The organism is Actinomadura sp. NAK00032 (assembly GCF_013364275.1).
Classification (GTDB): Bacteria; Actinomycetota; Actinomycetes; order Streptosporangiales; family Streptosporangiaceae; genus Spirillospora.
The window spans coordinates 5,985,622-5,996,793 of the sequence record NZ_CP054932.1 but is presented as its reverse complement, the minus strand read 5'-3'; the positions used below and the strand labels follow the sequence as shown (position 1 = coordinate 5,996,793).

General features: G+C 77.2%; 9 protein-coding genes and 1 pseudogene. 4 read left to right on the top strand and 6 right to left on the bottom strand.

Going from position 1 to position 11,172, the window contains the following annotated elements; all coding sequences use genetic code 11:
* Positions 1-97: 97 nt before the first annotated feature.
* From HUT06_RS27800 to HUT06_RS27790, 3 genes are all read right to left on the bottom strand, one after another.
* Entirely contained in the window at positions 98-1,510 is a 1,413-nt protein-coding gene (locus tag HUT06_RS27800) for an FGGY-family carbohydrate kinase (RefSeq protein ID WP_176198408.1), read from the bottom strand.
* A 55-nt stretch (positions 1,511-1,565) separates the two neighbouring features.
* A complete protein-coding gene (locus tag HUT06_RS27795) occupies positions 1,566-2,567 on the bottom strand; it encodes an NAD(P)-dependent oxidoreductase (RefSeq protein WP_176198407.1) in 1,002 nt (333 codons plus the stop codon).
* A 67-nt stretch (positions 2,568-2,634) separates the two neighbouring features.
* Complete coding sequence (locus HUT06_RS27790) at positions 2,635-3,423, bottom strand: DeoR/GlpR family DNA-binding transcription regulator (protein ID WP_176198406.1); 789 nt, start codon at positions 3,421-3,423, stop codon at positions 2,635-2,637.
* Between the two features lie 277 nt (positions 3,424-3,700).
* Between HUT06_RS27790 and HUT06_RS27785 the strand changes: the two genes are divergently transcribed.
* From HUT06_RS27785 to HUT06_RS27770, 4 genes and pseudogenes are all read left to right on the top strand, one after another.
* Positions 3,701-5,140 (top strand): FGGY-family carbohydrate kinase, encoded by a 1,440-nt coding sequence (locus HUT06_RS27785; protein WP_254715419.1) that lies wholly within the window; start codon positions 3,701-3,703, stop codon positions 5,138-5,140.
* Between the two features lie 32 nt (positions 5,141-5,172).
* Positions 5,173-5,772, top strand: coding sequence for a histidine phosphatase family protein (locus tag HUT06_RS27780; protein WP_176198404.1), 600 nt, complete (start codon positions 5,173-5,175; stop codon positions 5,770-5,772).
* Between the two features lie 32 nt (positions 5,773-5,804).
* A complete protein-coding gene (locus HUT06_RS27775; RefSeq protein ID WP_176198403.1) occupies positions 5,805-6,758 on the top strand; it encodes an ornithine cyclodeaminase family protein in 954 nt (317 codons plus the stop codon).
* A 253-nt stretch (positions 6,759-7,011) separates the two neighbouring features.
* Positions 7,012-7,548, top strand: a pseudogene (locus HUT06_RS27770) (DNA-binding response regulator); the annotation flags it as partial.
* Here the strand turns inward: HUT06_RS27770 and HUT06_RS27765 are convergent.
* From HUT06_RS27765 to HUT06_RS27755, 3 genes are all read right to left on the bottom strand, one after another.
* Complete coding sequence (locus HUT06_RS27765; protein WP_254715418.1) at positions 7,480-9,321, bottom strand: ABC transporter ATP-binding protein; 1,842 nt, start codon at positions 9,319-9,321, stop codon at positions 7,480-7,482. The pseudogene HUT06_RS27770 and the gene HUT06_RS27765 overlap by 69 nt on opposite strands.
* Positions 9,318-10,994 (bottom strand): ABC transporter ATP-binding protein, encoded by a 1,677-nt coding sequence (locus HUT06_RS27760; RefSeq protein ID WP_217711488.1) that lies wholly within the window; start codon positions 10,992-10,994, stop codon positions 9,318-9,320. The genes HUT06_RS27765 and HUT06_RS27760 overlap by 4 nt, the downstream gene beginning before the upstream one ends.
* A gap of 66 nt (positions 10,995-11,060) precedes the next feature.
* Positions 11,061-11,171: a SapB/AmfS family lanthipeptide gene (locus tag HUT06_RS27755; RefSeq protein ID WP_131732834.1), complete on the bottom strand. Its 111-nt coding sequence runs from the start codon at positions 11,169-11,171 to the stop codon at positions 11,061-11,063.
* Position 11,172 lies beyond the last annotated feature (1 nt).

Genomic DNA, 11,172 nt, shown 5'->3' with positions numbered 1-11,172 from the left:
CTGCAACGGTCATACCGCCTGCGACAGGGGATGATCAGGTGCGGCCGACCGCGTACGAGCGCGGTAGATCAGGGTGCGATAACAACGTGAACGAGTGTTATAAGGCGCCGCGCCAGCGCTCGCGGGCGGTCTCCACCCGCGCCAGGTAGTCCCGGTACTCCGCGTCGTGGAAGGCCGCCCGGGCCGCGTCCGGGTCGCGCACCGACGCGGGACGCGTCCACGCCGCCGCGTCCAGCCCGTGGCCGCCCGCGAGCACGGCGCCCCGGGCCCCGGCCTCCTCCGCCGCGACCCGCAGCGGGCGGCCGAGTACGTCGGCGAACAGCTGGAGCCAGCGCGCGCTGCGGGTGCCGCCGCCCGCCACCGACAGCGCGCCGCGCAGCCCGGCGGCGTCCAGGCAGTGCCGCGCCGCGTAGGCGATGCCCTCGCAGGTCGCCCGCACCAGGTCGGCGGTGGTGGTCTCCAGGCTCACCCCGGTGATCTCCGCCCGCGCGGCCGGCTCGACGAACGGCGCCCGCTCGCCCGAGGGGGAGAAGAACGGCAGCACCCGCACGCCGCGCGCCCCCGGCGGGGAGGCGGCGAGCAGCTCGTCCAGGTCGCGGTGGGACGCGCCCACCCGTGCCAGCACCCATTCCAGCGCCGCCGTGCCGACCATCGCGGGCATGCCGCGCAGCCACCGGTCCGGATGCCCGGTGGCGAAGTGGAACCCGGTCGGCGGCCCGTCCAGCGCGGGCTCGTCCACCACGGCCAGGCAGGCCAGCGTCGTCCCGATGATCAGCAGCCCGTCGCCGGGCTCGGTCACCCCCGCCCCGAGGGCGCAGGCGGGCACGTCGAAGGGGCCGGAGGTGACCGGCGTGCCGGCCGGCAGCGGCACCCCGCCGAGCGGGACGCCGCGCGGCAGCGGCGCGGCGACCGGCGCGAGCAGGCCCGCCCGGTGCGACAGCCCGCAGGCCGCGAGGGCACCGGGGTCGTAGTCGCGCGCGCGGGGGTCGAGGAAGGGCACCGAGGCGTCGCTCGCGTCGGTGGCGCGCACCCCGGTGAGCCGCTGGAAGACGACGTCCTTGCAGTAGGCCGCGGTGGCGGCGGCGTCCAGGGCGGCGGGCTCGTGCCGGTCCAGCCAGGCCAGGATCGGGGCCGGGCAGCCGGGGAACAGCGCGTTGCCGGTACGCGCGAAGACCTCCGCCGCCACGCCGCCCGCCGTCCACTCGGTGACGATCGCGGCGGCGCGGCCGTCCATCCAGGAGATCGCGGGGCGCACCGGCCGGGCCCGCGCGTCCACCAGCCACACGCCGTCGCCCTGGCCGGTCACCCCGGCGGCCGCGGGCCACCGCCGCGCGGTGAGCGCGCCGAGCACCTCCAGGGCGGCCGCGACGACCTCCTCGGTGTCCTGCTCGACCCGGGCGTCGCCGCGCAGCGTGCGGGCCGGGCGCGACTCGACGGCCAGCGCGCGGCCGTCCTCGTCGAACGCCGCGGCCTTCACCACGGACGTGCCGACGTCGATCCCGACGTACATCGTCGACCTCCTCGACTGCTCGGAGCGGGGACCGCTCTGCGGCGGCGGGGCCCGGTCAGCCCGGGTTGAGGCAGTGCGCCAGCGGCTCGCCCCGGTGCAGGCGGCCCACCTCGGCGGCGACGATGCGGGCCGCCCGCTCGGCCACCGCGCGGGACGCGCCGCCCAGGTGCGGGGTCATCACGACGCCCGGCAGCCCGAACAGGCGCGAGCCGGCGGGCGGCGGCTCGACGGCGAAGGTGTCCAGGCCGGCGCCCATCAGGCGGCCCGACTCCAGCGCGTCGCACAGCGCGTCCTCGTCCACCAGCGGGCCCCGGGCGCAGTTCACCAGCACCGAGCCGGGCGGCATCAGCGCCAGCTCGCGGGCGCCGATCATGCCGCGGTTCTCCGGGGTGAGCCGGGCGTGCAGGGAGACCACGCGGGAGCGGCGCAGCAGACCGTCGAGATCCGTGTCGCCGCCCGGCAGGTACGGGTCGTAGATCTGGACGTCCGCGCCGAAGCCCTCCAGGATGCGGGCCACCCGGCCGCCGACGGCGCCGCCGCCGATCAGCCCGACGGGCGTCCCCTCCAGCTCCAGGCCGGTGGCCTCGTAGGTGTAGTAGCGCCCGCCCCACTCGCGGCTGCCCGACAGCGCGGCGTGGGTCTCGGGGATGCGGCGCAGCACGGAGAGCATCAGCCCGACGGTGTACTCGGCGGTCGCGGTCGCGTTGCGGCCCGGCGCGTAGCAGACCCGCACGCCGTGCGCGGTGGCCGCCTCCAGGTCGACGTTGACGGGGCCGCCCCGCGCGACGGCCACCAGCCGCAGCCCGGGGGCGTTGCCGAGGACCTTGGCGGTGACGGGGGCCATCTGGGTGACGCACGCCTCCACGCCGGCCAGCGCGCCGATCATGGTGTCCTCGTCGCCGGACGCCTCGTCCACCTCGGCCACCGGGCCGAACGGTACCTCCGGCCACGGCAGTTCCAGCCGGCGGACCTCGGCGGCACCGCCGAGTTCGGCGTCCAGCGCGCCGGCCAGCAGGTCCGGCAGGACGAAGCGGTCTCCCGCGGCCAGGACCTTCATCGCGTCACTCTCATTGGGGGCGTCTCCCGTCGGGGGTCTCGGGTGGGCGGGCGCGGGGCCCGGGCTGTCAGGTGGCGGCCACCTCGTAGGCGACCTTGTGCTCGTCCAGGTCGCGCAGGACCTCGCCGCTCGCGCCGTCGTCGACGATGACGCGCTCGAACGCCGACAGCGGCGCCACCCGGTGCAGGGCCACCCGGCCGAGCTTGGAGTGGTCGACGAGCAGGACGTTGCGCGCGGCGGCGTCGAGCATGGCCCGCTTGACCGACACGATGTGCTGCTCCTGGTGGTAGGCGAACCCGCCGGAGACGGCGGAGGTCGACACGAAGCACAGGTCGACGTGGAGCGAGGTCACGGCGTCCACGCAGGGGACGCCGAGGAAGGAGTCGTGCAGCGAGTCGTACTCCCCGCCGAGCGCCATCAGCCGGATGCCGCGCTCGCGGGCCAGCAGGTTGGTGGTCTCCAGGAAGTTGGTGACGACCGTCAGCGGCGTGATGCCGCCCAGCCGGCGCGCCAGCGCCAGGGTGGTGGTGGAGTCGTCGAGCATCACCGCCATGCCGGGCTCCACCAGTTCGGCGGCCTTGGCGGCGATGGCGTCCTTGGCGGGCCGCATCGACTTCATGCGGTAGGCGACGTTGCTCTCGAACACCCCGGAGGGCTGCGCGGTGACGCCGCCCCGGTACTTGCGGACGATGCCCTGCCGCTCCAGGTCGTCGAGGTCGCGGTGGATCGTCATGAGGCTCACGCCGAACCGCTCGGCCAGGTCCCCGGCGGTGACCGAGCCCGCGGACAGCACATGGTCGGCGATGGCCTGGCGGCGCGCGTCCGGCCCGCGCCGGCCGTTGGTCTCCTTCGTCATGCTGCGATCCTCTCGCGACCGCCCGCCGGGGACCGGCGATCCGCCACCCGCACGGGCGATATCAAGGCCCGTGATCTTAACAACCATCAGCTCAGGTCGATCGAGCTTGTCGCACCGGAACCCGCCACGTCAACCCCGTCATGGCGTCCGCATGTGCCCGTCAGAGCGATAACAAGGGGTTGTTACGATGCTCTGGCGCTATAAGTTAACATCCTAGAACGATAAAAGTAGGGGGAGTGCTGTGCGAACTGGCGCGTCCGGACCGGTGTGGGTCGGCGTGGACGTCGGAACCCAGGGGGTGCGGGCGCTCGCCGTCACCGCCGACGGCCGGGTGGCGGGCCGCGGGTCGGCCCCCCTGTCCGGACGGCGCGACGGCGCGCGGCACGAGCAGTGGCCCGCCGACTGGTGGGCGGCCGTCGTCCTGGCCGTCCGGGAGGCGCTGCGCGACCGCGCCCCGGAGGCGGTGCGGGGCGTGGCGGTGTGCTCCACCTCCGGCACCGTGCTCCTCACCGACCGGGACGGGCGGCCGCTGACCGACGGCCTCATGTACGACGACGCGCGGGCGTCCGCCGAGGCGCGGATCGCGCAGGAGGCCGGGGCGGAGCTGTGGGAGCGGCTCGGGCACCGCATCCAGCCGTCCTGGGCGCTGGCGAAGGTGCTGTGGCTGGCGCGCGACCGGCCCGGCGGCCTGGCCGGCGCCCGCCTTGCCCACCAGGCCGACCTGGTCACCTCCCGGCTGGTCGGGACGCCGGTGGCCACCGACTCCAGCCACGCCCTCAAGACCGGCTACGACCTCCTCGGCGAGCGGTGGCCGCGCGGCCTGCACGACCGGCTCGGGCTGCCCGCCGCCCTGTTCCCCGAGGTCGTCCGGCCCGGGACGGTCCTCGGCGAGGTCGGGGCGCGGGCCGCCGCGGAGACCGGGCTGGCGGCGGGCACGCCGGTGGTCGCGGGCATGACCGACGGGTGCGCCGCGCAGCTCGGCTCGGGCGCGCTGCGCGTCGGCCGGTGGAACTCGGTGCTCGGCACCACCCTGGTCCTCAAGGGCGTGTCGGACGCGCCCGTCCGCGACCCGGCCGGGGTCATGTACAGCCACCGGGCGCCGGACGGGGCCTGGCTGCCGGGCGGCGCGTCCAGCGTGGGCGGCGGCGTCCTCGCCGGCGTCGCGAACCTGCCCCGGCTGGACGCCCTGGCCGCCCGCCACGAGCCGTCGAGCGCGGTCGCCTACCCGCTGGTCTCGCCCGGCGAGCGGTTCCCGTTCCTCGCGCCGCAGGCGGAGGGCTTCATGCTCGGCACGCCCCGCGACGAGGGCGACCGGCACGCGGCCCTCCTGCAGGGCGTCGCGCTGGTCGAGCGGCTGGCGCTGGCCTACGTGCGGGGGCTCGGCGCCGCCGTCGAGGGGCCGGTGACCTTCACCGGCGGCGCGGTGCGCAGCGACTACTGGAGCCGGCTGCGCGCGGACGTCCTCGGCCGCCCGGCCCGGATCCCCGAGCACGCCGACGCCGCGCTCGGCATGGCCGTCCTGGCCGCCTACGGCACCGAGCCGGGGCGCTCGCCGGCGGAGGTCGCCGAGTCGATGGTGCGGATCCGGACGGTCGTCGAGCCGCGGCCCGGCATGGCCGAGCGGTTCGCCGTGCCGTTCCGGAAGCTGGTGGACGAACTGGAGCGCCGCGGCTGGCTACCCTCCGAGGCGGCCGCCCACGCACGGGAGCACGGGTAGCGCACATGGGGGAGAGCATGGGGGAGAAGAGCGTGAGCACCACCTTGTACCTCGTCCGGCACGGCGAGACCGAGTGGCACGCGGAGAACCGGTACGCGGGCGTCAGCGACGTCGGGCTCACCGGGACGGGACGGGAGCAGGCCGAGCGGCTCGGCCGGTGGGCGGCAGGGGCGGGCGTGGACGTGGTGTGGGCCTCGCCGCTGCGCCGGGCGCGGGCGACGGCGGCCCCGGCGGCGGCCGCCCTCGGGCGGACGCTCACGATAGACGGCGACCTGGCCGAGGTGGACTTCGGCGCCGCCGAGGGCCGCACCCTGGCCGAGCTGGCGCCGGCGGAGGTGGCGGCCTTCCGCGCCGACCCGGTGCGCGGCGCGTTCCCGGGAGCCGAGGACCCGCGCAAGGCCGTCGAGCGCGGGACGGCCGTGCTGCGCCGCATCGCCGCCCGGCACTCGGGCGACCGGGTCCTCGTGGTGACCCACAACACGCTGCTGCGGCTGACCCTGTGCGGGTTGCTCGGCATCGCGCCCTCCGCTTACCGCACGGTGTTCCCGCAGGTCCGCAACTGCGCCGTCACCGAGCTGCGGGTGACCGGCGGCACCGCCGCCCTCATGGCCTACAACGTCCCCACCGGGTAGCCACGCGGAGGTGCGGACGGGAAGATGGTCCGGTGACGCTCCTTTTGACCCGTTCCGACCTTGAGGCGCTGCTCGACCCCGCCACGTGCCTCGACGCCCTGCGCCGCGGCTTCACCGCCGAGGCGGACGGGACGGCCGCGCACCGCACGGTCGCCAAGCTGCCGGGCCAGGGCACCGCGACGGCGCTGCTGCCCGGCGTGGTCGAGGACATCCCCGCCTACACGGTGAAGGTCAACGCCAAGTTCCCCGGCAGCCGCCCCGCGCTGCGCGGCGTCGTCTGCCTGCACGACCTCGGCACGGGCGAGCTGCTGGCGCAGCTGGACTCGGCCACCGTGACCGCGTGGCGCACCGGCCTCGCCGCCGCGCTCGGCACCCACGCGCTGGCCCGCCCGGACGCCGGCGCCGTCGCGGTCATCGGCGCGGGAGCGCAGGCCGAGCTGGTCATGCGCGGCCTGGCGGAGCTGCGGGCGGTGAGCGGCCTGACCGTGTGCGACCTGGACGCCGGCCGCGCCGCCGCCTTCGCCGAGCGGCACGGCGCGCTCCTCGGCGTCCCGGCGGGCGTCGCCGCCGACCCGCGCGACGCCGTCCGGGACGCCGGGATCGTCGTCATGGCGACCTGGGCGCGCCGCCCCCTCCTGCACGCCGCCGACGTGGCGCGCGGCACCCACCTCACCTCGCTCGGCGCCGACGAGCCGGGCAAGGCCGAGCTGGGCGCCGACCTGCTGGAGGGCGCGCGGGTCGTCGTCGACGACGTCCCGCTCGCGGTCGAGATGGGCGTGCTCGCCGGCGCGGGCCTCGACGTCAAGCACGCCGCCGGGACGCTCCGCGACCTGCTGCGCGGCCAGGTGCCCGGCCGGGTGCGGCGCGGCGAGGTCACCGTGTACGCGCCGGTCGGGCTGCCCTGGCAGGACCTCGCGCTGAGCTGGACGGCCTACCGCGCGGCCCGCGCCGCCGGCGCCGGCGTGGAGTTCGACTTCCTCCACTGATCAGGTGTGCGCCGGAGATTTCGCGGAATACACCACCGTGGCATGCCCTATCCGCTTCTTTACAATGACGCCGTGAATAGTGTTGACTCCACTCGGTTAGATCTCCGCCGCCTTCCGTCAAGGTGACTCGATGGGACCTGTTTTTCGCGCTGTCCGAATACCCCGATTACCCGCACGACCCCCTCCGTGCGCGGCGACTTCGAATGGCGTTCAGTAATGACGGTTTTCCAGGGCCACTGTGGGTGGCTGGCCAATGGAGACGAAAATGATTCGGATACTTCTCGCCGAGGGGGCACCCCTCCTCCGCGGCGGGCTGGTCGCGATGTTCGAAGGGGTGAGGGACCTCGACGTCGTCGCCGCGATCGGCTGCGGCGACCAGGTCCTGTGCACCGCGCGCAGTCAGCGGCCCGACGTCGCGCTGATCGACGTCGGGCTCCCCGGACTGGACGGCTTCACCGCGGCCCGCGCGCTCCGCGAGGCCGTCCCCGAGTGCAGCACCGTCCTGCTGGCCGGCCGCCGCCGCACCGGTGACCTGCGGCGCGCGGTGGCGGCGCGGGCGTCCGGCCTGGTGCTGAAGAGCACCTCGCCCGGCGACCTGATGGACGCGATCCGGCGGGCCGCGGCGGGCGCCCGCGTCATCGACCCCGACATGGCCTTCACCGAACTGGGCTCGGCGCAGAGCCCGCTCACCGCGCGCGAGGTCGAGGTCCTCGCCCTCGCCTCACGCGGCGCCTCCGCGGCGCAGATCGCCGAGGACCTCGTCCTGACGATCGGCACCGTCCGCAACCACCTGTCCCGCATCAACCGCAAGGTCGGCGCGCAGAACCGGGTGCACGCCATCCGGATCGCCGAGGAGGCCGGATGGCTGTGAGCCCGCCTCCCACCGCCCGATGAGGTCCCGGTAGAGCGGGCACACGGCGGGCAGGTCGGCGTGCCGGCCGAGGTACGGGCGGGTCCCGTCCAGGACGAGGACGCGGCGCGCGCGCACGGCGGAACTGATCCGGTGGGCGATGACGACCAGTGTGCCGCCGCGCCGCGCGAACGCCTCCTCCGCCCGTGCCTCGGCGGCGGCGTCCAGCCGGTAGGCGGCCTCGTCCAGGATGACGAGCGGCTGCGGCGCCAGGTAGGCCCGGCACAGCGCGATGAGCTGCCGCTCCGCGTCGGCCAGCGCGCCCGGCTCCAGCCGCGCGCCGAGGCCGCCGAGGTCCCGGACGAGCTCCGCCGCGCCGAGCGCGTCCACCGCCCGGGCGACCTCCTCCGGCCCGGCCTCCGGCGCGTAGTAGGCGAGGTTGTCGTGCAGGGAGCCGCTGAACACGTACGCCTCCTGCGGGATCAGCACCCGCCCGGCCGGATCGCCGGCCGCCCGCCCCGCCACGAGCACCTCGCCCTCGCCGGGCGCGACGAGGCCCGCGATGAGCGCCGCCAGCGTCGACTTCCCGATCCCGCTCGGCCCCACCACCGCCAGATGGTCCCCCTGCGGCACGACGAGGTCGAGGCCCTCGATCACCGGCCGCGCCCCGGCCCCGTAGGCGAACGTCACCCCGCGCAGCTCCACCGCCGGCGCCCCCGCGACGGCGGCGGCGCGCGGCGGCTCCACCGCCTCCGGCGCGCTGGTCTCCAGGATGCGCCCGAGCGTCACCGCCAGCCGCAGCCCGCTGCCGCCCATGCCCTGCACGAGCGTCCGCAGCGCGGGCTGAAGCCCGTGCAGGACGTACGTCAGCGCGCCGATGACCGTCCCCGGCGTGGCGCCGCGCCGCATCAGCCACGGCGCCGCCGCCAGGACGAGCAGCAGCGGCAGCCACCCGCTCACCGCCAGGGACACCGCCCGCAGCGCCGCGAACCGCGCCACCGCGCGCCCGGCCGCCGCCTGCGCCTCCACCGCGGCGCCCAGCTCCGCCTCCAGCGCCTCCTCGCCGCCGCAGGCCACGGCGTCCCGCAGCCCCTCGGCCAGCGCCGCCGTCCGCTCGGCGATGTCCTCCTCGCCGACCACGAGCGCCCGCTGCCGGACGGCCGCCGCCCCGAACACCGCCCCGAACAGGACCAGCCCCAGCACCAGCGGCGGCAAGACCAGGAGCACCACCTCCGGCATCATCGCCAGCAGCCCCAGCAGCGCCGCGCCCACCGAGAACACGAACCCGCGCGCCACGACGAGCAGCCCGCCGAACGTGTCCCGGACGATCTCCACTTGATGAGTGAGCCGCGCCACCGCCCCGGTGTCGGGCCGCCCCCGCAGCGACCGGTGCAGCGCGCCGTCCGCGACCCGCCGCACCAGGTCGTCGCGGAACGGCTCCACGATCGCCGCCAGCGCCGGGTACAGCCGCCGGCTCCCGACCGCCCCCGCGCAGGCCGCCGCCGCGAGCGCGCCGAGCCACACCAGGGCGTCGCGCGTCCGGCCCGTCCGGAACGCGTCGACCGCCTCGCCGACGGCCAGCCCGAACAGCGCCGTCGGCGCCACCTCGACCACCGACCACGCGCACGCCCGCGCCACCGCCCGCCGCCGCGCCCGGAGCACCTCCCCGACCGTCGCCCGCAGGACCCGCGCCGCCTCCCGCCTGCCGTTCACGGCGACTCCTCGGGGACGGTGAAGACGGCGCGGTAGTCGGGGTCGTGCCAGAGGTCGGCGTGGGGGGCGAGCGCGCGGAGGCGGCCGCCGTCCAGCCAGGCGACGAGGTCGGCGCGGGCGGCGGTGGACGCGCGCTGCGCGATGATCAGGCGGGTGCGGCCGGCGAAGCGGGTCAGCACGGCGTCGGTGATCTCCACTTCGGTGACGGTGTCGAGGCTGGAGGTGGCGTCGTCCAGGACGAGGACGCGGCCCGCGTGCGCGAACGCGCGCGCGAGGCCCATCCGCTGCAGCTCGCCGCCCGACATCGGCGCGTCCGCGAGGGGCGTGGCGTAGCCGGCGGGCAGGCGGCGGATGAAGCCGTCGGCGCGGGCGGCCCGCGCGGCTTCGCGCAGCCGCGCGTCCGGGGGGCGGGACGGGCCGAACGCGAGCGCGTCCCCGACCGTCGCGCCGAACAGCGCGGGGCGGGCGAACGCGTAGCCGATCTCGCGGCGCAGCGCCGCCCGGCTGAGGCGTGGCAGCGGCGTGCCGTCCAGCAGGACCTTGCCCCGGTCGGGGTCGGCGAGGCGCCCGGCGAGCGCGGCGAGGCCGGAGCCGGCGCGGCCGACGACGGCCACCGCCCGGCCGCCGGGGACGGTCAGGTCCAGGCCGTCCAGCGCGCCGCGCGCGGTGACGCCGCGAAACTCCAGGCGGCCGGGGCCGGGCGGCGCGCACTCCGGGCCGTGCGCGGGCGCGGGCAGCGCGAGGACCTCGGCGGCGCGGCGCGCGCCGGCGCGGGCGCGGGCGAGCCGCAGCACCTGGGTGAGGACGGGCCCGAACCCGGCGGCGAGCCCCGCGTACTGGACGGCCGCGACCAGCTCGCCCGGCGTGATGCGGCCCGCCGCCAGCTCCGCCCCGGCGGCGCCGACCGCCGCGACCTGGAGCAGCAGCAGCGCCAGCAGGCCCCGCGCGGCGACCCCGCCCTGGACGCGCCACATCGTCTCGCCCTCCGCGCGGAGCCGGGGAAGGGGGGCCAGGACGCGCGCCGCCTCCCGCCCGGCGGTGCCCGCGGCGGCGATGGTGCGGGCGCCGCCGAGCGCCTCGGCGAGGCGGCCCGCGATCGTGCCCTGCACGGCCAGGTAGCGGGTCGCGGACGCGGTGATGTCGCGGACGAACGCCCGCATCAGCAGCGCCACCGCCGGCAGCGCGGCGCCGACCGCCGCCGCGAGGCGCCAGTCGATGAGGGCGAGCGCGGCGAGCGCCCCGGCGGCGGGCAGCAGCCCGGCGGCGGCCTCGGGCGCGGCGGCGGGCGCGACCCCCGCCTCGGCGGCGCCGCCGACCGCCCGTCCCGCCACGTCGCCCGGCGGGATGCGCAGCGCCGGCCCGACGGCGAGGAGGTGCCGGACGAGGGCGTGCCGGATCCAGGCCGTCGCGCGGGCGGCGGCGCTCCCGGCCGCCAGCTCCGACAGCACCTCGGCGGCGGCCGACACGGCGACGAGCGCGGCGCACGGCCACAGCGCGGCGGCCGCGGGGGAACCGCCGGGCGGGACCGCGTCGATGGCGCGGGCCAGCGCGAACGGCAGCAGCAGCGCCGCCGCCGCGTCCGCCAGCGCCGCCGCCGCGACGAGCGCCGTCCAGCCGCGGGCGCGCCCGGCGGCGCGCAGCAGCAGCCGGTCCGGGCCGGGGGATGCGCTCATGGTCGCCTCCATGCCGAGGGCGGCCACGGCCCCCCGAAGGAGGGGGTCCGTGGCCGCCGGCCGCCGTCACAGGCAGATGGTCACGCTGTGCGAGCTGTGGCAGAGCAGGCTGAGGCTGCTGTTACCGCCGCCACCGCCGTTCTCGCTCACCATTCCCTGAAGGTCGAGAAGCGCCATG